The sequence below is a fragment of the Bradyrhizobium dasycarpum genome, assembly GCF_042019905.1.
Classification (GTDB): Bacteria; Pseudomonadota; Alphaproteobacteria; order Rhizobiales; family Xanthobacteraceae; genus Bradyrhizobium; species Bradyrhizobium japonicum_B.
Window position 1 is genome coordinate 3,972,342 of the sequence record NZ_CP169574.1, and the last position, 22,659, is coordinate 3,995,000.

General features: G+C 65.1%; 20 protein-coding genes and 3 pseudogenes (1 of these 23 cut by a window edge). 11 read left to right on the forward strand and 12 right to left on the reverse strand.

Annotated elements, in window-relative coordinates:
- Positions 1–151: 151 nt before the first annotated feature.
- Both ACETMP_RS19160 and ACETMP_RS19165 read right to left on the reverse strand, forming a co-directional pair.
- Entirely contained in the window at positions 152–766 is a 615-nt protein-coding gene (locus ACETMP_RS19160) for a nuclear transport factor 2 family protein (RefSeq protein WP_375157408.1), read from the reverse strand.
- A 136-nt stretch (positions 767–902) separates the two neighbouring features.
- Positions 903–1,709, reverse strand: coding sequence for a response regulator (locus tag ACETMP_RS19165; RefSeq protein WP_028134181.1), 807 nt, complete (start codon positions 1,707–1,709; stop codon positions 903–905).
- Between the two features lie 208 nt (positions 1,710–1,917).
- Here ACETMP_RS19165 and ACETMP_RS19170 point away from each other — a divergent pair, with 208 nt between their 5' ends.
- Both ACETMP_RS19170 and ACETMP_RS19175 read left to right on the forward strand, forming a co-directional pair.
- The gene (locus ACETMP_RS19170; RefSeq protein WP_028134180.1) at positions 1,918–2,151 is read left to right on the forward strand and encodes a NepR family anti-sigma factor; all 234 of its coding nucleotides are present in this window, start codon (positions 1,918–1,920) and stop codon (positions 2,149–2,151) included.
- On the forward strand, positions 2,151–2,699 hold the full coding sequence (locus ACETMP_RS19175; protein WP_018316216.1) for a sigma-70 family RNA polymerase sigma factor: 549 nt from the start codon (positions 2,151–2,153) through the stop codon (positions 2,697–2,699). The genes ACETMP_RS19170 and ACETMP_RS19175 overlap by 1 nt, the downstream gene beginning before the upstream one ends.
- A gap of 89 nt (positions 2,700–2,788) precedes the next feature.
- Here ACETMP_RS19175 and ACETMP_RS19180 read toward each other — a convergent pair whose 3' ends face one another.
- The 8 genes and pseudogenes from ACETMP_RS19180 to ACETMP_RS19215 form a co-directional block, all read right to left on the reverse strand.
- Positions 2,789–3,487: a nitroreductase gene (locus ACETMP_RS19180; protein ID WP_375157409.1), complete on the reverse strand. Its 699-nt coding sequence runs from the start codon at positions 3,485–3,487 to the stop codon at positions 2,789–2,791.
- Positions 3,488–3,627: 140 nt separating this feature from the next.
- Positions 3,628–4,872, reverse strand: coding sequence for an acyl-CoA dehydrogenase (locus ACETMP_RS19185; RefSeq protein WP_375157410.1), 1,245 nt, complete (start codon positions 4,870–4,872; stop codon positions 3,628–3,630).
- Between the two features lie 114 nt (positions 4,873–4,986).
- Positions 4,987–6,231 (reverse strand): acyl-CoA dehydrogenase, encoded by a 1,245-nt coding sequence (locus ACETMP_RS19190; RefSeq protein WP_375157411.1) that lies wholly within the window; start codon positions 6,229–6,231, stop codon positions 4,987–4,989.
- Positions 6,232–6,348: 117 nt separating this feature from the next.
- On the reverse strand, positions 6,349–7,476 hold the full coding sequence (locus ACETMP_RS19195; RefSeq protein WP_375157412.1) for an acyl-CoA dehydrogenase family protein: 1,128 nt from the start codon (positions 7,474–7,476) through the stop codon (positions 6,349–6,351).
- A 160-nt stretch (positions 7,477–7,636) separates the two neighbouring features.
- Positions 7,637–9,508, reverse strand: a complete 1,872-nt coding sequence (locus ACETMP_RS19200) for an AMP-binding protein (protein WP_375157413.1) — start codon at positions 9,506–9,508, stop codon at positions 7,637–7,639.
- A gap of 44 nt (positions 9,509–9,552) precedes the next feature.
- Complete coding sequence (locus ACETMP_RS19205) at positions 9,553–10,359, reverse strand: enoyl-CoA hydratase/isomerase family protein (protein WP_375157414.1); 807 nt, start codon at positions 10,357–10,359, stop codon at positions 9,553–9,555.
- 193 nt (positions 10,360–10,552) lie between these two features.
- A pseudogene (locus ACETMP_RS19210) lies at positions 10,553–11,312 on the reverse strand (SDR family NAD(P)-dependent oxidoreductase).
- A gap of 55 nt (positions 11,313–11,367) precedes the next feature.
- Positions 11,368–12,027, reverse strand: a complete 660-nt coding sequence (locus tag ACETMP_RS19215; protein ID WP_375157415.1) for a TetR family transcriptional regulator — start codon at positions 12,025–12,027, stop codon at positions 11,368–11,370.
- A 155-nt stretch (positions 12,028–12,182) separates the two neighbouring features.
- Between ACETMP_RS19215 and ACETMP_RS19220 the strand changes: the two are divergent.
- Positions 12,183–13,354, forward strand: a pseudogene (locus tag ACETMP_RS19220) (acetyl-CoA C-acetyltransferase).
- Positions 13,355–13,470: 116 nt separating this feature from the next.
- Positions 13,471–15,015: an acyl-CoA synthetase gene (locus ACETMP_RS19225; RefSeq protein WP_375157416.1), complete on the forward strand. Its 1,545-nt coding sequence runs from the start codon at positions 13,471–13,473 to the stop codon at positions 15,013–15,015.
- A 140-nt stretch (positions 15,016–15,155) separates the two neighbouring features.
- Here ACETMP_RS19225 and ACETMP_RS19230 read toward each other — a convergent pair whose 3' ends face one another.
- Positions 15,156–15,698, reverse strand: a complete 543-nt coding sequence (locus ACETMP_RS19230; protein ID WP_375157417.1) for a methylated-DNA--[protein]-cysteine S-methyltransferase — start codon at positions 15,696–15,698, stop codon at positions 15,156–15,158.
- 136 nt (positions 15,699–15,834) lie between these two features.
- Between ACETMP_RS19230 and ACETMP_RS19235 the strand changes: the two genes are divergently transcribed.
- Both ACETMP_RS19235 and ACETMP_RS19240 read left to right on the forward strand, forming a co-directional pair.
- Entirely contained in the window at positions 15,835–16,653 is an 819-nt protein-coding gene (locus ACETMP_RS19235; protein ID WP_375157418.1) for an alpha/beta fold hydrolase, read from the forward strand.
- 2 nt (positions 16,654–16,655) lie between these two features.
- Positions 16,656–17,468, forward strand: a complete 813-nt coding sequence (locus tag ACETMP_RS19240; RefSeq protein WP_375157419.1) for an alpha/beta fold hydrolase — start codon at positions 16,656–16,658, stop codon at positions 17,466–17,468.
- 50 nt (positions 17,469–17,518) lie between these two features.
- Here ACETMP_RS19240 and ACETMP_RS19245 read toward each other — a convergent pair whose 3' ends face one another.
- Positions 17,519–17,974, reverse strand: coding sequence for a carboxymuconolactone decarboxylase family protein (locus ACETMP_RS19245; protein ID WP_375161936.1), 456 nt, complete (start codon positions 17,972–17,974; stop codon positions 17,519–17,521).
- Positions 17,975–18,072: 98 nt separating this feature from the next.
- On the opposite strand from ACETMP_RS19245, the gene ACETMP_RS19250 reads away from it, so the two are divergent.
- From ACETMP_RS19250 to ACETMP_RS19270, 5 genes and pseudogenes are all read left to right on the forward strand, one after another.
- On the forward strand, positions 18,073–18,930 hold the full coding sequence (locus ACETMP_RS19250) for a sigma-70 family RNA polymerase sigma factor (RefSeq protein ID WP_375157420.1): 858 nt from the start codon (positions 18,073–18,075) through the stop codon (positions 18,928–18,930).
- 185 nt (positions 18,931–19,115) lie between these two features.
- Positions 19,116–19,791 (forward strand): annotated as a pseudogene (locus ACETMP_RS19255) (GntR family transcriptional regulator).
- Between the two features lie 117 nt (positions 19,792–19,908).
- Positions 19,909–20,709, forward strand: a complete 801-nt coding sequence (locus ACETMP_RS19260) for a phytanoyl-CoA dioxygenase family protein (RefSeq protein ID WP_375157421.1) — start codon at positions 19,909–19,911, stop codon at positions 20,707–20,709.
- 170 nt (positions 20,710–20,879) lie between these two features.
- Positions 20,880–22,193, forward strand: coding sequence for an NAD(P)H-dependent oxidoreductase (locus ACETMP_RS19265; protein ID WP_375157422.1), 1,314 nt, complete (start codon positions 20,880–20,882; stop codon positions 22,191–22,193).
- Positions 22,194–22,376: 183 nt separating this feature from the next.
- Positions 22,377–22,659: the 5' portion of a TRAP transporter substrate-binding protein gene (locus ACETMP_RS19270; protein ID WP_375157423.1), read on the forward strand. The gene runs 806 nt beyond the window's last position; the window shows 283 of its 1,089 coding nt (coding positions 1–283); the start codon lies at positions 22,377–22,379; the stop codon falls past the right edge of the window.

Sequence of the window (22,659 nt, forward strand, 5' to 3'; positions counted from 1 at the left end):
GCAACAGCGGACGCAAAATATTTCGGGAGGCGTGGAACGTCTCGCTTGGACAGGAGTCGTCTCAGCAGCCGGCTATTCCCCCTGCCCCATAAGCCGGCGACGTAGGGCGCGACTGTGGTGATGCCAGTCGCGCCTTACTTTTGTCTGGGGCTCACTTTGGCTGGACTTGTGCAGCCCTCCCCGCGAGCCAATCCCGCCCCTCGCCGTAGAGCTGCTCGACCTCGGGCCCGGTCAGGCCCGGCATGTCGCGCTTGACCTTGTAGCCGATCAGCTCCTGCATGTAGGCGAGATGGCGATAGCCTTCGGGCAGCGCGGCGAGCGCTTCCTGGTCGAGGCGGAGCGTCGCGGCAGGATCGACCGGGTCGATGCGGTCCTTCTCGTAGATCGGCTGGCGCCGGACGATGCCCCATTTCCCCTCCCTCTTCTCCAGGAAATCGTAGAAGCGGCCGGTGCAGACGACGTCGCAGAGCACGTCGTGCACCGGGGCGCGCTGCGAGATCGTCATCTTGGTCTGGGCGATCGCCCGCGCGCCGGAAAGATCGATGCTGGTGCCGCCGAGGAAATGCAGGATGCGAACGCCCTTGGCGAATCCCTCCTGGCTGACGCGCATGAACTCCCGCGCCGGTCCCTGAAACCAGGTGGCGGACATCCAGCCCTCCTCGTGCCAGACCGTGGCAAAGCGCTCCCAATCGCCGGCATCGCGCCACACCGCCCAGTTCTCGACGAGGTCGCGGATGGCGAGGCGGTCGAGCAGTTGCTGGTCCATGAGCACATCTCCGACGAGGATCATGCATGACGTATGAGCGGCGTCGCCGATGCGCGTCAAGGGCGGGCAACCGGCGCGAAAAACCGGCGTGCCTTGCAGCACGCCGGTTCAGATCATTTCGCGAATGTCGCCTGCCTTACGCCGCAGGCGCCTTCGGCGTGCGGTTGCGCGAGTTGCGCTGGAAGAACAGGGCCTGGCTCGCCACCGCCGACACCATCGCGGGCTGGAACGGCTTTGAGATCAGGAACGCCGGCTCCGGACGCTCACCGGTGAGGAAGCGCTCCGGATAGGCGGTGATGAACACCACCGGCACCTCGAACGTGCGCAGCAATTCGTTGACGGCATCGAGGCCCGAGGAGCCGTCGGCAAGCTGGATGTCGGCGAGGATGAGCCCGGGCCGCTTGTTCTTGGCCAGCGCCACTGCATCGGCATGGGTGCGCGCGACGCCGACGACGTTGTGGCCGAGATTCTTCACCAGGCTCTCGAGGTCCATGGCGATGAAGGTCTCGTCCTCGATGATGAGCACGTCGGTCGCGATCTCGGCCGCCATCTCGCGTCCGGCGGTGTCCGCCAGCCGCCGCGTCTCGGCGACGTCGGTGCCGAGGATGAAGGCGACTTCCTCCTCCGAGAATCCCTCCAGCGAGAGCAGCAGGAAGGCCTGCCGCGGCAGCGGCGTGATGTTCGACAGGCGTCGCTCCGGCGGCATCGGCAGGGTCGTCACCTCCGAATCGTCGTTGACGGAGACCGAATTCCAGATCTGGGTGAATAGCCGGAACAGCCCGACGCGGGGGCCGTGGCTCTCGTCGAGCACACTGGGATCTCCGAGCATGGCTTCCAACATGGCTGCGACGTAGGCGTCGCCGGATGCCTGGCTGCCCGTCAGGGCGCGCGCGTACCGGCGCAACAACGGCAAGTGTTCGGCAACGAGCTGTGAACGGGACATCCCCACTCCATTCATCTTCGGGCCAAACCTGGCAACGCGGGGGGCCCGGGTTCCCCTGCTGGCTGTTTACGCCTCAGGCCAAGAAAAGTTCCGCCAGAGGCGGAACTTTTTCTCGAACCTGGAATTGTGCCTATCCAGGGAACGGCTCCCGGTTGAGAAAACTTCTCGATTTTACAGTAACTTAACTCGGGGAAACGTGGAACAGGTCATGAAAGATCTCAAGTCTCAAGCAACCAGAAGCACGACCCCCGGCAAGGGAGGGCTCACTCCGGAGATTCAATCCCGGATCGGGCATCAGCTGCGCGCCATGTACGACGACGTGGTACGGCAGGGGGTTCCGGATCGGTTCGCAGAACTGATCAAGAAGCTTGATGCCCAGGGAGCCACACCCCAAGTGGAAAATGACGGGGGATCGAACGACAACACCAATGGGAGGGATTAATGCCTCTCACGGACTCCCTGCGTAACGACATCCTGGCAGCCGTGCCCAGTCTGCGCGCCTTTGCCATCTCGCTCAGCGGCAATGCCGACCGCGCCGACGATCTGGTGCAGGAGACGCTGCTCCGCGCGCTCGCCAACATCGACTCGTTCCAGCCCGGCTCCAACCTGCCGGCGTGGCTGTTCACGATCCTGCGCAACCTGTTCCGCTCGGACTATCGCAAGCGGCGGCGCGAGGTCGAGGATGCCGAGGGCAATTACGCCAAGACGCTGAAGACGCAGCCCTCGCAGAACGCGCATCTCGAGTTCGAGGAATTCCGCACTGCGCTCGACAAGCTTCCACAGGACCAGCGTGAAGCGTTGATCCTGGTCGGCGCCTCCGGCTTCTCCTACGAGGACGCGGCTTCGATCTGCGGCTGCGCCGTCGGCACGATCAAGAGCCGCGTCAACCGGGCCCGCTCGAAGCTCGCCGCTCTGCTCTACGTCGACGGCGCCGAGGATTTCGGGCCGGACGAGACCGTGCGGGCCGTGATCGGCGGCAGCGGCGGCTGACCCGGCGTTCTTGAGTTCAAGACGACAGGAAGGCGGCCGCTTCTGCGGCCGCCTTAGCATGCGCGCGCGAACGACGCCGCCCGCGCCGATCACTCCTCCACGAAAGTGACGGTCTCGGCCACGCTTGCACGCGAGGTGCGGTAGCTGTTGACCTTGTGGGCATGGTCGGCATAGCCGAACGAAATGCCGCAGACGACGCGGCGATCGTCAGGCAGGTTGAAGTGGCGGCGGATCAGGCCGGAGTGCCGCGCCAGCGCGGCCTGCGGAATGGTGCCGAGCCCGAGCGCCTGGGCGGCCAGCATGAAATTGGAGACATAGGCGCCGCAATCGATCGCACCGTAAATGCCGAGCGGCTCGTTGGTGTGAATGATCGCGACATGCGGTGCGCCGAAGAAATTGTAATTCTCCAGCGCCTGCCTGGCGTAGGCCATCTTGTCGCCGCGGGCGATGCCGAGCGTGTTGTAAAGCTGAAAGCCGCTCTCGCGGCGGCGTTCGAGATAGACGCCGACATATTCGCGCGGCGGGGTGAAGTCGTAATCGTCGCCGAGGCCGCCCGAGGCCTCCTTGTAGATCGCCTCGCGAAAGCGCTCCTTGGCCGCGCCGCTGGCGATGACGACCTGCCAGGGCTGGCTGTTGCACCAGGACGCGGTGCGCTGGGCAGTGGCCAGCACATGCTCGATGGTGGCGCGGTCGACTTCCTTGGGGAGGAAGGCGCGGACCGAGTAGCGCTCGTTGAGGAGCTCTTCGAGCACGTCGATACGGTCGGTTTGTTTGACGGGTGCGTCCATGGATCAACTCGCTCTTCGTAGGGTGGGTTAGCCGAAGGCGTAACCCACCTCTTTTTGTCTCCGCATTGACAGAAGTGGTGGGTTACGCGCAGCGGATCGCGCTTCGCGCATCCGCTGCGCTAACCCACCCTACAATGCCATCACCGCCCCTTGGTCGGGATCTTGTTGTACGGCACGTCCTTGTCGACGCGGATGTCACCGGGCAGGCCCAGCACGCGCTCGGCGATGATGTTGCGCAGGATCTCGTCGGTGCCGCCGGCGATGCGCATCGAGGGCGAAGATAGCAGCATCTGCTGGAACTGGCCCTGCACAATCTCCTCGTCGCTGCCGGTGAGCACGCCGGCCGCGCCCTGCAGGTCCATGGCGTAGGTCGCGATGTCCTGCAGCATCATGCCGGAGACGAGCTTGCCGATCGAGTTCTCCGGACCCGGCCGCTCGCCCTTCGACAAGGCCGAGATGGTGCGGTAGCTCGTGAATTTCAGTCCGTTCGACTTCGCCGCCCAGCTCGCCAGCTTCGAGCGCACGGCGGGATCGTCGATCGCCAAGCCATCCTCGAGCATGAGGTTGGAGCAGAACTCGAACATCTCAGGCACGCCGGTCGCAAGCCGCGCGCCGATCGACATGCGCTCGTTCATCAGCGTCGTCAGCGAGACGCTCCAGCCATCGCCGACCGCGCCCAGCCGCTGGCTGTCGGGGATCACCACGTCGGTGAAATAGACCTCGTTGAACTCCTGCATGCCGTTGGCCTGCTTGATCGGGCGAACCTCGACTCCGGGGCTCTTCATGTCCAGGAAGAACATGGTGAGACCCTTGTGCTTGGGCACGTTCGGATCGGTGCGCGCGATCAGGAGGCCGTAATCGGAATAATGCGCGCCCGAGGTCCAGATCTTCTGGCCGTTGACGATCCAATTGTCGCCCTTCTTCTCCGCGCGGGTGCGAAGCCCCGCAACGTCCGAGCCGGCGGACGGCTCGGAGAACAGCTGGCACCAGATCTCCTCGCCCGAGGCGAGCTTTGGCAAGTACCGGCGCTTGGCCTCTTCGCTGCCGAACGCCATCACGGTCGGGCCGCACATGCCCTCGCCGATCTGGAACGGCTGCGTCAGCTTGCCGTAGACGCCCTCCTCCTGCTGCCAGATCACCTTCTCGATCGGCGTGGCGCCGCGCCCGCCATATTCCCTAGGCCAGTGCAGGCAGGCCCAATTGCCCTCGAACTTCTTCTTCTGCCAGGCCTTGCCGACCTCGACGATGTCGCGATTGGCGAGGCGGATACGGCCGAGCGAAGATTTCGACAGCTCGGCATGCAGCTCCTTCGGCGCATTGGCGTCGATCCATTTGCGCGCGGTGTCGCGGAATGCGGCTTCCTGCGGCGTGTCGTCGAAATTCATGGCGCTTCCTTTCTTGTCATTCCGGGGCGCGCGCAGCGCGAACCCGGAATCTAGAGCGTGCATACTCATTTCGAGATTCCGGGTTCGATGCTTCGCATCGCCCCGGAATGACGGCTAATTTCTTCCCTTGGTCGGGATCTTGTTGAACGGCACGTCCTTGTCGACGCGGATGTCGCCGGGCAGGCCCAGCACCCGCTCGGCGATGATGTTGCGCATGATCTCGTCGGTGCCGCCCTCGACGCGCGTTCCGGGCGCGCGCAGGAGCATGGCCTGGAAACGGCCGGCGAGCTCGGCATCCTCGCCGCTGATCACGCCGCTCGCCCCCTGCAGATCCAGTGCGTAGGTCGCGACGTCCTGGATCATCGAGCCCGCCACCAGCTTGCCGATGGAGTTTTCCGGCCCCGGCCGCTCGCCCTTCGACAGCGCCGAGATCGCGCGCATGCTGGTGTATTTCAGCCCGCTCGCCTTCACGGCCCAGTTCGCAAGCTTGGAACGCACCGCGCGGTCCTCGATCGCTGGGCCGTCATCGAGCATCAGGCTGGAGCAATATTCGAACAATTCAGGGAAACCGGTCGAGACCGCGGCGCCGATCGCACTGCGTTCGTTCATCAGCGTCGTCAGCGAGACGTTCCAGCCGTCGCCGACCTCGCCGAGGCGCTGATGGTCGGGGATACGGACATTGGTGAAATAGACCTCGTTGAAGTCGGAGGCCCCGCTCGCCTGCTTGATCGGCCGCACCTCGACGCCGGGGCTCTTCATGTCCAGGAAGAACATGGTGAGGCCCTTGTGCTTGGGCACGGTCGGATCGGTGCGCGTGAGCAAGATGCCGTAGTCGGAATAATGCGCGCCCGAGGTCCAGATCTTCTGGCCGTTGACGATCCAGTCGTCACCGTCCTTCTCCGCACGCGTCCGCAGCCCTGCAACGTCGGAGCCGCCGGCGGGCTCGGAGAACAGCTGGCACCAGACCTTCTCGCCGGAGGCGAGCGGCGGCAGATAGGTGCGCTTATGCTCCTCGCGCGCGAACGCCATCATGGTCGGCCCGCACATGCCGTGGCCGATGATGAACATGCGGGACAGCTGGCCGAATGGCCCCTCTTCCTGCGACCAGATCACGCGCTCGATCGGCGACGATCCGCGGCCGCCATATTCCTTCGGCCAATGCAGGCAGGCCCAGCCGGCATCGGCCTTCTTTTTCTGCCAGGCCTTTGCGACGTCCAGGATGTTGGCGTTCTTGAGCACGGTGCGGCCGAGCGAGGATTTGCGCAGCTCCTCCTCGTATTGCTTGGGCGCGTTCGCCGCGATCCAGGCGCGCGCGGTGGCGCGGAATTCGGCTTCCTGCGGGGTGTCGTCGAAGTTCATGTCTCTCATCCCTCGCGGCGTCGTAGGATGGGTAGAGCGAAGCGAAACCCATCTCCAAGACCACCTGCGTCATGATGGGTTTCGCTTCGCTCTACCCATCCTACAAATCACCAATCGTTACGCCGCGTTCTTCTTGCGCATGCGGTCGATCAACTGGTCTTCCCAATAAGTGAGGCTGCCGAGCCCGAGCGCCATCGCGTTGGCGCGCCGGTAGTACATGTGGCAGTCGAACTCCCAGGTGAAGCCCATGCCGCCGTGAACCTGGATGTTGTTCTTGGCGCAATGCTGGAACGCCTGCGTTGCGCTGATGCGCGCGGCGGCCGCTGCTTCCGGCAGCTCGGCGGCATTGGTCGAGAGCGCCCAGGCACCGTAATAGCTGTTGGAGCGCGCCAGCGTCGCCGAGACGTACATGTCGGCCAGCATGTGCTTGACCGCCTGGAACGAGCCGATCTGGCGACCGAAGGCGATGCGGTCGAGCGCGTAGTCGCGGCCCATCTCCAAGGCACGGTCGGCGCCGCCGACCTGCTCGAACGCGCAGAGCACTGCGGCGCGGTCGAGCACCTGGGTGAGGATGCTCCAGCCGTCACCGGCGGCGCCGAGCGGCTCCGCCTTGGCGTCCCTGAACGTGATCTCGGCCTGCCCGCGGGTCGGATCGAGATTGGTGAGGCTCTTCACCTCGACGCCGCCGCCCTTGAGGTCGACCACGAACAGCGAGATGTCGCTGTCGCGACCGCTCGAACCGGTGCGCGCGGCGACCACCGCGAAGTCGGCGATGGCGCCGTCGGCCACCGGCTTCTTGGTGCCGTTCAGCGCGCCGTTCGCAGCGGTGAGCTTGACGTTCTTCGGCGCGGGGTTGCCCTTGCCCTCGAACAGCGCCAGCGTGCCGATCGCCTCGCCCGAGGCGATCGCCGGCAGCCACTTCTTCTTCTGCGCGTCGCTGCCGGCGATCAGCAGCGCTTCGGCGGCGAGGTAGACGGTCGAGGAGAACGGCACCGGCGCGTTGGCCCGGCCCATCTCTTCCGCGATCACGCAGAGCTCGAGATGGCCGGCGCCGGCGCCACCGTATTCCTCGGGGATTGCAACACCGAGGAAACCCATCTCGGCGAGGCCCTTCCACAGCTCCTTGTCGTAAGGCGCCTTGCCGTCAAGCACCACGCGCACCGCCTTGGGCGAGCACTTCTCGCTGAGGAACTTGCGCGCCTGGTCGCGGAGCTGCTTCTGGTCGTCGGAGAAATCGAAGTTCATGGGCGGCTACCTTTGTTCATTCGTCGTATTCATTGAGACCGTCATTCCGGGGCGCGACGAAGTCGCGAGCCCGGAATCCATTTCGCCTCGTTTACGCGGCCCGATGGATTCGGGTTCGCGCTACGCGCGCCCCGGAATGACGAATGGAGAGAGACGGACTTCATCGCAGCACGATCACATCTTCATCCGGCCTGTCCGCATAGAGCCGCTCCACCAGCGCGGCGCGGCGTTCGAGGCCGGCGCGCTGGTTGATGTAGCCCTTGTCGGTGAGCTCGTTGCCGTCGATGGAGGGCGGCTCGGCCATCAGCATCGCACGCGCGATGATGCGGCTGCTGGCCCCCTCGCACTCCCGGTTGTGCGCTTCGAGGCCGCGGCGGAAGCAGGCAATCACCTCGGGGTGTCTTACCGCGTCGGCAAAGCTGAGATCAGGATTGCCAACGAGCTGCCGGCAGGCGTGCAGGTTCGGCCAGGCAAGCAGGCCGATGAATGGGCGGTCCTGCCCGGCGACCAGTGCGTCATGCACCACTGGCGTTGCGGCTGCGATCGCATCGGTGCGGAGCGAGCCGACATGCACGAAGGTGCCGGTGGTGAGCTTGAAGTCTTCGACGACACGGCCCGCGAAGATGATGCCCTTTACCGGATCGGAATCGTCGACGAACACGCCGGCATCGCCGATGCAGTAAAACCCTTCCTCGTCGAACATTTTCTTCGTCAGCTCCGGCTGGCCGAAATAGCCGGGCGTGACGTTGACGCCGCGGAGCCGCAGCTCGTATTTCGAGCCGCACGGCACCATCTTCAATTCGACGCCAGGGAACGGCAGGCCGATCAGGCCGACGCGCTCGGTATCCCAATAGGTGCCGGTCGATGTCGGCGCGGTCTCGGTCGAGCCCCAGCCGGTGTAGAACACGATGCGCTCGCCGGTGGTCTTCACCGCCAGCGCCTGCATGCGCTCGTAGAGATCGTCCGGCAGTCGCGCGCCGCCATAGGCCATGATCGACAGGTTCTTGAAGAACGAGCGGCAGAGCGCGTCGTCCTTTTCCATGGCGGCTGCCAGCGCGGCGTAGCCGGCGGGGACGTTGGCGTAATAGGTCGGCGAGATCTCGCGCAAATTCCGCAGCGTCTCCTCGAACTGGCCCGGCATCGGCCGGCCGTCGTCGATATAGAGCGTGCCGCCATCGATCAGGATCGGATGGAACGCCGCGTTGCCGCCCATGGTGTGATTCCACGGCATCCAGTCCAGCATGGTCGCGATCGGACCGTCAGGCGAGCGCGGCCGCACCTGCATCATCATCGCAGCATTGGCGCACATCATCTCCTGGGTGTTGATGACGGCTTTCGGCATGCCGGTCGAGCCCGACGTGAACAGCAACTTGCCCACGGTCTGCGGCGTAATTCTTGCGATCGAATCCGCGACGTCCTTCGTCACCGGCGTGGCCGCCAATTCGGCAAAGCTGACGCTTGTGATGCCGTCGCAGGGCCGCGCGACGTGAACCACGGTGACGCCGGTGAGATCGAGCGCTTTCAGCGCCTTCTCGAAGGTCGGACCGTCCTGCACCATCAGCACCGCCGGCTTGATCAGGTCGAACAGGTACTTCAGCTTGACGTGATCGTGGCTCATCAGCGAGTAGGCCGGCGACACCGGCGCCGCGGGTGAGCGTGCCTGCATCGCGGCCTGCGTCATCAGCGCATGCTCGATCGAATTGCCGGAGAGGATCGCAACCGGGCGACCCTCGATGCCCAGATCAAGCAGACCTTGCGTCAGCGCATCCACGGTGCGCTTGGCGTCAGCATAGGAGACCTTGCGCCATTCGCGGTTCGGGCCGCCGCGCTGCGCCAGCCAGATGCGCTCTGGCGCTTCCTTGGCCCACTTCGCCAGCGACGCCGGAATGTGCGTCTCGTAAGGTTGCAGCGGAATGCGCGACTTCAGCACCACCGTGCCGTCGGCGCGGCGCTCGACATCAATGTCGCGCGTGAGCCACTCGACCTTGCGAAAGGCGGGCTTCGTCATCACCGCCGCCGCGCTTCCACTCATTTTGCGTCTCCCGGAATTACTCGTCCTTTACGGATCTTCATGGTTCAGCGCTTGATATAGACAGGCTTTCGCTTCTCAAGGAAGGCCCTGATGCCTTCTGAGAACTCCTCCGAGCGGCTGCACAGAACCTGGTTGCGATCCTCCATCGCGATCGCAGCTTCCAACGATCCCGCATCGACACTCATGTTGAGACATTCCTTGGAGAGGCGCAGCCCCACGGGCGACGCCGTCATCATCGCCTCGACATAGGGTTCGGCCGCCGCATCGAGCTTGTCCTCGTCCACGACCTCCGAGACCAGGCCGACCGCAAGCGCCCGCTCGGCGCCGATGAAGCGCCCGGTGAGGATCAGTTCCGATGCAACGGAGACGCCGACGAGCCGCGGCAGAAAATAGCTGGTGCCGATGTCGCAGCCCCCGAGCCCGAGCTTGATGAAGGCGCAGTTCATCCGCGCCGATCTCGTCGCGATGCGGATGTCGGACGCCAGTGCCAACGCAAAGCCGCCGCCGGCGGCCGCGCCCTGCACCAGCGACAGGATCGGCTGCGGACAACGCCGCATCAACATCACGATGTCGGCGATGCGGCGTTGCGAATCCAGCGACTCCGTGACGCCGGGCGGCTCCTGCTGCCCGGCACGGCGCGCCATCGCCGCCTTGAGATCGAGGCCCGCGCAGAAATTCTTTCCTGCACCCTTCAATACCACCACGCGCGTATCGCGATTGCGTTGCAGGCCCTGGAAATAGTCGTTGAGCGCATCGACCAGCGCGGGATCGAGCGCGTTGAGATGCTCAGGCCGGTTCAGCGTCACCCGGTCGACGCCGTCGTCGTGCTCGATCAGCAGCGGTTGGGACATGGGGCCTCGCATTTCAGTCATGGGCCGGACTGCCACCCTCCCCTGGAGGGGGAGGGTCGATCGCGCGCAGCGCGAGCGGGGTGGGGTGACGGTCTGTCCCCGCCGAACAGTGCCCGAGTGGAGAGATCACCCCACCCCGGCGCTTCGCGCCGACCCCCCCCCTCCAGGGGAGGGTTAAGAAGCAGCGCCGCTCCTACCGCGGAGCCATGCGGATGGCGCCGTCGAGACGGATGGTCTCGCCGTTCAGCATCGGGTTCTCGACGATGTGCACGGCGAGCGAACCGTATTCGGCGGCATCGCCGAGACGCGAGGGATGCGGCACCTGGGCGCCGAGGCTCTTGCGGGCCTCTTCGTTCAAGCCCATCAGCAGCGGCGTAAAGAACAGGCCGGGCGCGATGGTGTTGACGCGGATCTTCTGGCTGGCGAGGTCGCGCGCGGCCGGCAAGGTCAGGCCGACGACGCCGCCCTTCGACGCCGAATAGGCGATCTGGCCGATCTGGCCTTCGTAAGCCGCGACCGACGCCGTGTTGATGATGACGCCGCGCTCTTCGCCGACCGGCTCGATCGTGACGAGACGTTCGGCGAACAGGCGCAGGCAGTTGAAGGTGCCGATCAGATTGACGTTGATGATGCGCGCGAACTTCTCGAGGCGGATAGACGCCGTCGCGGCCGACGATGCGCTGCGAGCCGCCGATGCCGGCGCAATTCATCAGCACGCGCGCGACACCATGTGCGGCTTCTGCTTTCGCGATTGCCGCCTTGATCTGCTCTTCGCTGGTGACGTCGGCATGCAGCGCGACGCCCTTCACTTCGGCGGCAACTTTTTCGGCGTTCTCCTTGTTCTGGTCGATCACGCCGATCTTGGCGCCCTTGGCCGCCATGGCGCGGGCGGTGGCTTCGCCCAGGCCCGAACCGCCACCGGTGATGAGAACGGCTACATCTTTCAACTGCATCGCTTGTACCTTTCCTTGGACGTTTCTTCTCTAGACTTTGAGAGCTTCAGCCGGATCATCCGGCTGCAACGGCTTCCCCGGCTTGCGTGAGGATGCCGCCACAGATCAGCGTTTCCATGTGCTTGATGTATTGCCGGCAGACGTCGTCGGTGACCGGACCGACGCCGGTCGCGCGGGACATCGCGTGCCGGCCGAAGAACAGGTGATCGCAGGCGCCGATCAGGCTGGTGTAGAACAGCACCGGATCGGTGGCGCGGAATTCGCCGCGGCTAACGCCCTCCGCGAGCAGGCGGCGGTGGAAATCCAGCAGCGGCGCGACGAAGAACTTCGAAACCTCATCGGCGGAATCGGCACTGGTTTCATGCAGAAGATAATGGATAAGCCGGTTCATATAGGGGAACCGGTGATAGGCGCGGATGATGCCGGCGATGTGCAGCTTCAGCTTCGCCGTCGACGTGATCGGCTGCGCCAGAAGGTATTCGAGGTTTGACATTTCGGTTGCGGCATCCCGCGCCAGCAGCGCCAGCAGCAGGCCGTCCTTGTTGCCGAAATGATATTTGACCAGCGCGGCATTCGCGCCCGACTTCTGCGCGATGTCGGACAGCGAGATCTCGATCGAGGAGCGTTCGATCATCAGCTCGCTCGCGGCCACGAGCAATTTCTCCGCCGTGGAATTCTTCCCGCTCGGGAGCCTGTTCGGTACGCTGGTAGCCACGGAGATTCCTGTTTTCGCCGCTCGAAGCGGGGCGCAGATAAGCCCAAGCAGCGCCTCATCACAAGAGTTAATTGATCGATTGACTAAACGATCTCACGTCCCTTAAATCCGTCCCCGACACCCAACCTCAATCAAGAATTCAGGGAGAAACCGACATGGCCGAGGCTTATATCGTCGCCGCTGCGCGTACCGCCGGCGGGCGCAAGGGGGCCGCCTCGCCGGCTGGCATCCGGCCGATCTCGCCGCGAAGGTGCTGGACGAACTGGTCGATCGCACCAAGGCCGATCCTGCCCTGGTCGAGGACGTGATCATGGGCTGCGTGATGCAGGTCGGCGAGCAGTCCAACAACGTCGCGCGCAACGCGGTGATGGCCTCGAAGCTGCCGGAAAGCGTGCCGGGCACCTCGATCGACCGCCAGTGCGGCTCCTCGCAGCAGGCCCTGCACTTCGCCGCGCAGGCCGTGATGTCGGGCGCCATGGATGTCGTGATCGCAGCCGGCGTGGAATCGATGACGCGCGTGCCGATGGGCCTGTCCTCGCAGCTTCCGGCCAAGAACGGCTTCGGCAATTACAAGAGCCCGGGCATCGAGAAGAAGTATCCGAATATCGTATTCAGCCAATTCACCGGCGCGGAGATGATGGCGGAGAAGTACGGCCTCTCCAAGGATGAGCTCGACCAATATTCCTACGACAGCCATCAGCGCGCGATCGCGGCGACGCAAGCAGGTCACTTCAAGAAGGAGATCGTGCCGCTCGAGATCACCCGCGCCGACGGTTCCAAGGACACCCACCACATCGACGAAGGCATCCGGTTCGACGTCACGCTCGACGGCATCAAGGGCGTCAAGCTGATCGCCGAGAACGGCAAGCTCAGCGCCGCCAGCGCCAGCCAGATCTGCGACGGCGCCTCCGGCGTCATGGTCGTGAACGAGAAGGGCCTGAAGCAGCTCGGCGTCAAGCCGCTGGCGCGCATCCACCACATGACCATGACCGGCGGCGATCCCGTCATCATGCTGGACGCGCCGCTGCACGCGACCAAGCGCGCGCTGGAGAAGGCCGGCATGAAGATCGGCGACATCGACCTGTTCGAGGTCAACGAGGCTTTCGCCTCGGTGCCGACCGCCTGGCTCAAGACCACCGGCGCCGATCCCGAGCGTCTCAACGTCAACGGCGGCGCCATCGCGCTCGGTCACCCCCTCGGCGGCTCCGGCACCAAGCTGATGACGACGCTGGTTCACGCCCTGCACCAGCGCGGCAAGCGCTACGGCCTGCAGACCATGTGCGAAGGCGGCGGCATGGCCAACGTGACGATCGTGGAGCGGCTGTAAGAAAAACAAAGAGAGTCGTGAGTGGCGAGTAGCGAATGGTGAGTAGGCGAAGAACGGTTTGCCCTTCTTCCCTCTTCGCCACTCGCTACTCGCCATTCGCTTTTTGAGGAAACGCCATGACCCACCCCTCCATCCACGCCCGCACCGCGCCCGACAAGATCGCCTACCAGATGGCCGGCACCGGCAAGGCGATCACCTATCGCGAGCTCGACGAGCTTTCGAGCCAGGGCGCGCATCTGTTCCGCTCGCTCGGGCTGAAGGCCGGCGACCACATCGCGCTGCTGATGGAGAACCGTCTCGCCTTCATGGAGCTGTGCTGGGCCGCGCAGCGCAGCGGGCTCTACTACACTGCGATCAGCCGCTATCTGAAGCAGGACGAGATCGACTACATCATCGCCGATTGCGGCGCCAGGGTCGTGATCACCACGCCGAAATGCGCCGACCAGATCAAGGGCCTGATCAAGGGCGCCGCCGGCGAGCCGATCTTCTACATGATGGACGAGCCGCTGCCCGGCTTCCGCTCCTACGACAAGGAGGCCGCCGCGCAGCCGACCACGCCGATTGCCGATGAAGTCGCCGGCTACGACATGCTGTATTCGTCCGGCACCACCGGCCGGCCCAAGGGCGTCAAGAAGGCCTTCGAAGGTAAAGCGATCGACGAGCCGAATCCGCTTCTACGCGTGCTCTGCGCCGACATGTGCGGCATGAACACCGACAGCATCTATCTGTCGCCTGCGCCGCTCTATCACGCCGCTCCTTTGCGCTTCAACATGATGGCGATCGTGCTCGGCGGCACCTCCATCATCATGGAGCACTTTGACGCCGAAGAGTTCCTGAAGCTGGTCGAGAAGTACAAGGTCACCCAATCGCAGCTGGTTCCGACCATGTTCGTGCGCATGCTGAAGCTGCCGGACGAGGTCCGCACCAAATATGACGTCTCCACCCTCAAAGGCGCCATTCACGCCGCCGCCCCGTGTCCGGTCGACGTCAAGGCGAGAATGATCGAATGGTGGGGGCCGATCCTGATCGAGTATTACGCGGGATCGGAGGGCAACGGCGTCACCGTCTGCAGCTCGCAGCAATGGCTGGAGCATCGCGGCAGCGTCGGCCGCGCCGTGGTCGGCAAGGTCAAGATCCTCGACGAGAACGACGAGGAGCAGCCGGTGGGCGAGATCGGCACGGTCTATTTCGCCGACGCGCCTGCATTCACCTATCACAACGACCCCGAGAAGACGAAGAAAGCCTATAATGCCAAGGGCTGGTCGACGCTCGGCGATGTCGGCTACCTCGACAAGGACGGCTTCCTCTATCTCACCGACCGCAAGTCCTACATGATCATCTCCGGCGGCGTGAACATCTATCCGCAGGAGACCGAGGACGTGCTGATCACCCACCCTGGCGTCGCCGACGTCGCGGTGTTCGGCGTGCCGAACGAGGAAATGGGCGAAGAGGTCAAGGCGGTGGTGCAGCCGCACGACATGAGCCGCGCCGGCAAGGCGCTGGAGGCTGATTTGATCGCCTATTGCAAGGGCCGCCTCTCCGCCATCAAGTGCCCGCGCTCGATCGATTTCGAGCCCGAGCTGCCGCGCACGCCGACCGGCAAGCTGGTGAAGCGGCATCTGCGCGACAAATATTGGCCGAAAACGGCGACGAAGATTTAGAAAGATCTTGTGTCCCGGACGTGGCGCAGCGCGCAGCGTTGCACCGCAGAGCCGGGACCCATCTCGCGGCAGCGCTGGGCCCCGGCTCTGCAGTGCGTCACTACGTGCCGCACTGCGTCCGGGGCACGAGACCGTTGCCCTCAATCAAACAGACTCGGCGTGTGGTTCACCAGCGCGCCTTCGATCTCGAGCATCTTCAGCTTGGTCACCACGCCGCCATTGGCCGAGAAGCCGCCGGGCTTGTTGCCGGCGGCGAGCACGCGATGGCAGGGCACCACAATCGGGCACGGATTGCGGCCGAGCGCCTGGCCGACGTCGCGCGACAGCTGAACGCCGCCGAGCTGCTTGGCGATATCGCCATAGGTGATGGTCTTGCCCGGCGGAATCGCGCGGGCGATCTCATAGACGCCGCGGTTGAAGTCGGGCACCCCGTCGAGATCGAGGGCAATGTCGGTGAGGTCATCCGGCTCGCCCGCGAGCAGTTTTGTCATACGGTCGATCGCCGCCTTCACCTCGGCGGTCGGCTCGGTCTCGATGGCATCAGCATGGCGCTGGCTGATGCGGGTGCGGATCTTCGGCTCGCCACCCATCGGCAATTGCGTGCCGTTGATGCCGCGCGGGCCCCAGGCGATGGCGCAAAGGCCGATCGGGGTGTCGAACAAGGCAAAATGCTGGTCGGTCATGGCTTGATTCCTGGCTTGCGTCCTCAGCGCATGCCCCCATCGTGATCTCGGCCCAAATCTAGGCTTGGAAATAGTTGCGATCCACCCGGTTTCCGGGAATCTTGCACAGGAGTTCCGCCCGCCTCGCGAGTCCCGCATGCAAAGCCTCCACGTCAACGGTTACGACATGCCCTATCTCGACGTGGGCGATGACAGGGGCCGGCCGCCGCTGCTCTGCGTGCACGGCTCGCTCAACGACTTCCGGGTCTGGGGCTGCGTGCTTGGACCGCTGACGCAGCAGCGCCGGGCAATCGCGGTCAGCTTGCGGCATTTCTTTCCGGACCGCTGGGACGGCATCGGCGACACCTATTCGATCGCCCAGCATGTCCAGGACGTCATCGCCTTCATCGAGAAGCTCGACCTTGGACCCGTCGACCTGATGGGCCATTCCCGCGGCGGGCACATCTGCTTCCGCGTCGCGCAGCAACGCCCCGATCTGCTGCGACGGCTCGTCCTGGCGGAGCCGGGCGGCGAGCTCGATGCCAGCCTCGATCCCGATTACGTCGGCGGCCCCTCGCCGCTCCTGGCGCGCTTCACGGCCTCGGCCGAGAAGATCGCAGCGGGTGATGTCGATGGCGGGCTCGCCGTCTTCGTCGACACGCTGGAAGGCGCCGGCACCTGGCCGCGGCTGCCGGCGATGGTGAAGCAGAACCTTCGCGACAACGCCTATACATTGATCGGGCAGGTCCGCGACAACCGCCCGCCATTCTCGAAGGCGGATGCCGAATCGATCAGGATGCCGACATTGTTCATCCTGGGGGCGCGGACCAAGGGCCTGCTGCCGAAAGTTCTGCATGCGCTCGCCGCGCATGTGCCCTATTCCAAGACGGCGATCATCCCGAACGCGACGCATCCGATGTTCGAGCAGGCGCCGCAAAAATACTCCGAAGTGGTTCTCGACTTTCTGGCGAGCTGATCATGCAGACATTCCGCGTCAACGGTTACGACATGGCCTATATCGAGGTCGGAAGCGGCCCGCCGCTGGTCTGCGTGCACGGCACGCTCGGCGATTTCCGCACGTGGTATGCGGTGCTCGGCCCGCTGTCGAAGACCCATCGCGTGATCGCGGTCAGCCTGCGGCATTTCTTCCCCGAGCATTGGGACGCCGTCGGCGACGACTACAAGATGGCGCAGCACGTCGCCGACGTGATCGCGTTCATCGAGCAGGTGAAGCCCGCGCCGGTGGACCTGATGGGCCATTCGCGGGGCGGCCACATCGCGTTCCGCGTGGCGCAGGCGCGGCCGGATCTGCTGCGAAAGCTGGTGCTGGCCGAGCCGGGCGGCGATCTCGACGCCAGCCTGCCGCTGCCCGAAGGCACGCCCGCGCATCCGCCGCTGGCGGCGCGCACGGCGCGCTCGGTCGAGATGATCCGCGCCGGCGATATCGAGGGCGCGCTGCAGAATTTCTACGAGGGCATCGAAGGCGACGGCGCCTGGCGGCGCGTGCCGGCGGCGGCGAAGCAACAGCTGCGCGACAACGCGCTCACCTTCCTCGGCCAGATCAACGAGCAGCGCCGACCCTACACGCTCGCCGACGCGCAGGCGATCCGGACGCCGACGCTGCTGATCGGCGGCGGCGCCACGACAGGAAGCCTGTCGGTGTTGTGGCGCGTGCTGGCTGCGCAAATCGTGGGAGCTGAGACGGCGGTGATTCCGAACGCCGGCCATTGGATGTTCGAGCAGGCGCCGCTGGAGTTCGGCGACGTGGTGAACCGGTTCTTGGCGAAGTAGCAGGGCTCTTTGCCTCTCCCCGCAAGCGAGGAGAGGCATAGAAGAAGACCTCACACTTTCCACCCACCGACCGGCATCTTGACCGTTGCGTTCAACCGGTTCCAGACATTGATGGTCGCGATCGACAGGATCAGCGTGGCGAGCTCGCGTTCGTCGAAATGCTTGTCGGCCTCGCTCCAGACCGCATCCGGCACCGGATCCTCGCGATCGGCCAGACGGGTGACGGCCTCGGTCAGCGCCAGCGCGGCGCGCTCGGCCTCGGTGAAATAGGGCGCCTCACGCCAGGCGGACACTGCGAACAGGCGCTCGTCGGTCTCGCCCAGCTTGCGGGCGATCTTGGGATGCATGTCGACACAGACACTGCAACCGTTGATCTGGCTGGCGCGCAGGTGCACCAGTTCCAGGAGCTTTTCCGGCAGGCCCTGCTTGGTCAGGCTGCCGAGGGACTGCAGGAGATTCATGGCCTCGGGAAGGACCATGACGGGGTGATTCATGCGGGCGGGCATCATGTTCGTCTCCATCGCTCGAATTTCGAAGTTCCGGTCACATCGGCCGGATTGGCTTCGTCATGGGCATGACGGATCGCGACGAGGGAATGTGACCGATGACCGAGCAAAATCTTCTCACTGAACAGTTCGAGGCCAGCAGGGACCATTTGCGCGCGGTCGCCTACCGGATGCTGGGTTCCCGCGCCGAGGTCGACGATGCCGTGCAGGAGGCCTGGCTGCGGGTCAGCCGCTACGACATGTCCGACATCGCCAATCTGCGCGGCTGGCTGACCACCGTGGTCGCGCGCATCTGCCTCGACATGCTGCGCGCACGGAAGTCGCGCAAGGAAGAGCCGATGGGCCCGGATGTGCCGGAGCCGGCCGACGAGACGCCGCTGCGCGAGGCTGAGATGGCCGACTCCGTCGGCGCGGCGCTGCTCGTGGTGCTGGAAACGCTGCAGCCTGCGGAGCGGCTCGCCTTCGTGCTGCACGACATGTTCGCGGTGCCGTTCGAGGAGATCGCGCCGATCGTCGGCCGCTCGGTCGAGGCGTCGCGGCAGCTCGCCAGCCGGGCACGGCGGCGCGTGCAGGGCGCGCCGGTGCCCGAGACGGACCTGTCGCGTCAGCGCGGAATCGTCGATGCCTTCCTCAAGGCGTCGCGCGAGGGCAATTTCGAAGGGCTGCTGGCCCTGCTCGATCCCGACGTGGTCTTCCGCGCCGACGAGGCCGCGGTGCGGCTCGGCACGCTGCCTGAGATCCGCGGCGCGGATGCGGTCGCGCAGCTCTACAAGGGCCGTGCCCGGGCGGCGCGGACAGCGCTGGTCGACGGCGAGATCGGGGTGGCCGTCATCCTCGGCGGGCAACTGCGCATCGCGCTGCGCGTGACATTCAAGAACGACCGTATTGCCGGGATCGAGGCCCTGGCTGATGCGGAGCGGATCGCGACGCTGGAGGTCGAGGTGCTGGAGGGCTGAGGCCGAACGCAATATTACGAAAACAACCCCATGCACAGTAGATGGGCCTAGCGATATCAATGGCTTAGCAGAAGCGACGAAAGGACATTTGCGTCACCCTCCGATACCGCTTGACGGCATCACCTGGGGAGCTTACCCTCGAACACGGAATTCCGTATTCCATTTGCTTTTTCGGAGCTGCCGGCGTGATCCCTCTCGACCCGCTCCCGAACCTGATCGATCAGGTCTATGCGCGCATCCTGGAGGCGATCTCCGACCGCACGCTCGAGGCCCGGCCGGCGCATCCGCCAGAATGAGCTTGCCGACAAGCTCGGCGTCTCGCGCCAGCCGGTGTCGCACGCGCTGCATCTGCTGCACCGTCAGGGCCTCGTCGCCGAGAGCGGCAAGCGCGGCTTCGAGGTCACCCAGCTCGACCCTGCACGCATCCGCCAGCTCTACGAGGTCCGCGGCGCGATCGATGCGCTGGCGGCCCGGCTCGCGGCACGACGCGCAGGATCCGACGCGGCCGGCCGCGCGCGGCTGGAAGCGGCGCTCGCCGCCGGAGGCCGTATCGACAGCGCGACGACGCTGGCCGAGCTCATCGTGCTCGATGTCGATTTTCACCGCGCGATCTATCAGCTCGCCGGCAATCCCGTGATCGAGGAGACGATCGCGCCGCAATGGCCGCATATGCGCCGCTCGATGGCGACGGTGCTGTCGGAGCTCGACTATCGCGGCAGCGCCTGGGCCGAGCACGCCGGCATCGCCGGGCATATTCTCGCAGGCGATGCGAGCGCGGCCGAACGCGCCGCGCTGGCGCATGCGCACACGGCGGGGCGGATGACCGAGGAGAGATTGAGGGCGACGGAGGCGGCGGCGTAGTCGCAACACACGCCGTCATTCCGGGGCACGCGAAGCGTGAACCCGGAATCTCGAGATTTCGGGTTCGATGCTTCGCATCGCCCCGGAATGACAAAACAAGACGAAGGAGGACGACCCATGAGACTGTCTCAGGAGCAATTGGAGTTCTTCCACCGCGAGGGCTGGCTGTTCCTGCCCGAGCTGTTTGCCCAAGAGGAGGTCGATCTGCTGGCGCGCGAGGCGGTCGGCATCTATGGCGCCAACCGGCCTGAAGTCTGGCGCGAAAAGAGCGGCGCGCCGCGCACGGCCTTTGCCGCGCATCTCTACAACGAAGCGTTCGGCATCCTCGGCGCGCATCCGCGCATGATCGAGCCGGTCGAGCAATTGTTCGGCGAGCCCGTTTACATGCACCAGTTCAAGATCAACGCGAAATCGGCCTTTACCGGCGACGTCTGGCAGTGGCATCAGGATTACGGCACCTGGAAGCGCGACGACGGCATGCCGGAGCCGCGGGCGATGAACATCGCGATCTTCCTCGACGAGGTGATGCCGATCAACGGCCCCCTGATGCTGGTGCCGCGCAGCCAGAACGCCGGCGATCTCGAGGCCTCGCACGACCTCGCCACCACCTCCTATCCGCTGTGGACGCTGGACGAGGCGACGGTGACGCGCCTCGTCGAGCAGGGCGGCATCGTTGCGCCGACCGGCAAGCCCGGCGGCATGCTGATGTTCCACGGCAATCTCGTGCACGGATCAAGCGGCAACATCACGCCCTATCCGCGCAAGATCGTGTATCTGACGCTGAACGCGGTCTCGAACTACATCCGGACCCCGACGCGGCCGGACTATATCGCCCATCGCGACTTTACCCCGATCAAGACGGTGGACGACGATGCGCTGCTGCGGCTCGCCCGTGCCCCGCGGCAGGCGGCGGAGTAAGAAGGTCTCGTGACCCGGACGCAGCGCAGCGTCTCTTCGACGATGCACTGCAGAGCCGGGTCCCATGCCACACGGTTAGTTTCCCTGTCGTCTCCCGGGGTCCCGGCTCTGCGGAGCAGCGTTTCACGCTGCACCGCGTCCGGGACACGATAGTTTAGCAGGATATCCCCATGAACCTCTTCCGCCTCCTCCAGGCCCGCGCCTCCGCCGGCAAGCCCGTCCGTGTCGCATTGATCGGTGCGGGCAAATTCGGCTCGATGTTTCTGGCGCAGGTGCCGCACACGCCCGGGCTGAAAGTGCCCATCATCGTCGACATCGACCGCGAGCGCGCGCGCGAGGCCTGCCGCACTGTCGGCTGGGACGCGGAGCGGATAGCGGCGACAATGTTCACCGATGACGGCGCGCGCGCCATTGCCGGCGGTGCGATGGACGTGGTGGTGGAGGCGACCGGCAATCCCGCGGCCGGCATCAGGCATGCGCGCGCCGCGATCGCCGCGGGCAAGCATATCGTGATGGTGAATGTCGAAGCGGACGTGCTGGCGGGCCCCCTGCTCGCCGAGGAAGCGCGCAAGGCCGGCGTGGTCTATTCGCTCGCTTACGGTGACCAGCCGGCCCTCACCGCCGAGATGGTCGACTGGGCCCGCGCCACCGGCTTCCGCGTCGTCGCCGCCGGCAAAGGCACGAAATACCTGCCGGCCTACCACGACGTGACGCCTGACGGCGTCTGGCAGCATTACGGCCTGACCGCGGGCGAAGCGCAGTCGGCCGGCATGAATCCGCAGATGTTCAACTCGTTTCTCGACGGCACCAAATCGGCAATCGAGATGGCCGCGATCGCCAATGCCTGCGCGCTCGACGTACCCGCGGACGGCCTGCTGTTTCCGCCCTGCGGCGTCGACGATCTGCCCCACATCATGCGGCCGCGGTCGCGCGGCGGCGTGCTGGAGCGGTCTGGCGTGGTCGAGGTCGTCTCCTCGCTCGAGCGCGACGGCCGGCCGGTGTTCCGCGACCTGCGCTGGGGTGTCTATGTCGTGCTGGAGGCTCCGAGCGATTATGCCGCCGACTGCTTCCGGCAATACGGCCTGAAGACCGACGCCAGCGGACGCTATGCCGCGATGTACAAGCCCTATCATCTGATCGGGCTCGAGCTGAACATCTCGGTGCTGTCGGCCGCGCTGCGGGGTGAGCCGACCGGCCAGGCCATCGGTTTTCGCGGCGACGTCGCGGCAGTCGCCAAGCGGAATTTGCGCGCGGGCGAGATGCTCGACGGCGAGGGGGGCTATACGGTGTGGGGCAAGCTGGTACCGGCGGCTGCGAGCCTGAGGGCCGGCGCCTTGCCGATCGGACTCGCACATCGCGTGAAGCTGAAACATGATGTCGCCCATGGCACGGTGGTGCGCTGGAGCGATGTCGAATTCGATGCCGGCAACGAAACGGTGCAGACGCGCAAGGCCATGGAAACCGCATTCGCAGCGCAGCATTGACCGGCTTGCCAAGGCACAACCAAAGCGCGCTTGATTTGCGGTTCCCCTTTGGTCATGCTGCCTGCGATCCGGGAATACTGAATTTCGGACATACATAAGGAAACGTCGGCCAGCGACGAAGACGAAAGCGGCACCAAGACCGCGATCCCTCGTCGAGGACTCGGCATCACAGGAGGGAAACGCATGGAACGTCGTAAATTCCTGACGGCAGGCGGGCTGGGCCTTGCCGCAAGCGCAGTCGCAGCGCCAGCTATCGCGCAATCGATGCCGGAGGTGAAATGGCGGCTCGCCGCGAGCTGGCCGAAATCACTCGATACGCTCTATGGCGGCTGCGAATATTTCTGCAAGCGCGTTGCCGAGATCACCGACAATCGTTTCCAGATCCAGCCCTTTGCTGCCGGCGAGCTCGTGCCTGGCCTGCAGGTGCTCGACGCCGTCGCCAACGGCACCGTCGAGATGGGCAACA

What these genes read in the sequence shown, in the direction of transcription:
- ACETMP_RS19160 (WP_375157408.1), bottom strand. Translation starts at nt 766, where the DNA reads ATGGACCAGCAACTGCTCGACCGCCTCGCCATCCGCGACCTCGTCGAG.
- ACETMP_RS19165 (WP_028134181.1), bottom strand. Translation starts at nt 1,709, where the DNA reads ATGTCCCGTTCACAGCTCGTTGCCGAACACTTGCCGTTGTTGCGCCGG.
- ACETMP_RS19170 (WP_028134180.1), top strand. Translation starts at nt 1,918, where the DNA reads ATGAAAGATCTCAAGTCTCAAGCAACCAGAAGCACGACCCCCGGCAAG.
- ACETMP_RS19175 (WP_018316216.1), top strand. Translation starts at nt 2,151, where the DNA reads ATGCCTCTCACGGACTCCCTGCGTAACGACATCCTGGCAGCCGTGCCC.
- ACETMP_RS19180 (WP_375157409.1), bottom strand. Translation starts at nt 3,487, where the DNA reads ATGGACGCACCCGTCAAACAAACCGACCGTATCGACGTGCTCGAAGAG.
- ACETMP_RS19185 (WP_375157410.1), bottom strand. Translation starts at nt 4,872, where the DNA reads ATGAATTTCGACGACACGCCGCAGGAAGCCGCATTCCGCGACACCGCG.
- ACETMP_RS19190 (WP_375157411.1), bottom strand. Translation starts at nt 6,231, where the DNA reads ATGAACTTCGACGACACCCCGCAGGAAGCCGAATTCCGCGCCACCGCG.
- ACETMP_RS19195 (WP_375157412.1), bottom strand. Translation starts at nt 7,476, where the DNA reads ATGAACTTCGATTTCTCCGACGACCAGAAGCAGCTCCGCGACCAGGCG.
- ACETMP_RS19200 (WP_375157413.1), bottom strand. Translation starts at nt 9,508, where the DNA reads ATGAGTGGAAGCGCGGCGGCGGTGATGACGAAGCCCGCCTTTCGCAAG.
- ACETMP_RS19205 (WP_375157414.1), bottom strand. Translation starts at nt 10,359, where the DNA reads ATGTCCCAACCGCTGCTGATCGAGCACGACGACGGCGTCGACCGGGTG.
- ACETMP_RS19225 (WP_375157416.1), top strand. Translation starts at nt 13,471, where the DNA reads ATGACCCACCCCTCCATCCACGCCCGCACCGCGCCCGACAAGATCGCC.
- ACETMP_RS19230 (WP_375157417.1), bottom strand. Translation starts at nt 15,698, where the DNA reads ATGACCGACCAGCATTTTGCCTTGTTCGACACCCCGATCGGCCTTTGC.
- ACETMP_RS19235 (WP_375157418.1), top strand. Translation starts at nt 15,835, where the DNA reads ATGCAAAGCCTCCACGTCAACGGTTACGACATGCCCTATCTCGACGTG.
- ACETMP_RS19240 (WP_375157419.1), top strand. Translation starts at nt 16,656, where the DNA reads ATGCAGACATTCCGCGTCAACGGTTACGACATGGCCTATATCGAGGTC.
- ACETMP_RS19245 (WP_375161936.1), bottom strand. Translation starts at nt 17,974, where the DNA reads ATGCCCGCCCGCATGAATCACCCCGTCATGGTCCTTCCCGAGGCCATG.
- ACETMP_RS19250 (WP_375157420.1), top strand. Translation starts at nt 18,073, where the DNA reads ATGACCGAGCAAAATCTTCTCACTGAACAGTTCGAGGCCAGCAGGGAC.
- ACETMP_RS19260 (WP_375157421.1), top strand. Translation starts at nt 19,909, where the DNA reads ATGAGACTGTCTCAGGAGCAATTGGAGTTCTTCCACCGCGAGGGCTGG.
- ACETMP_RS19265 (WP_375157422.1), top strand. Translation starts at nt 20,880, where the DNA reads ATGAACCTCTTCCGCCTCCTCCAGGCCCGCGCCTCCGCCGGCAAGCCC.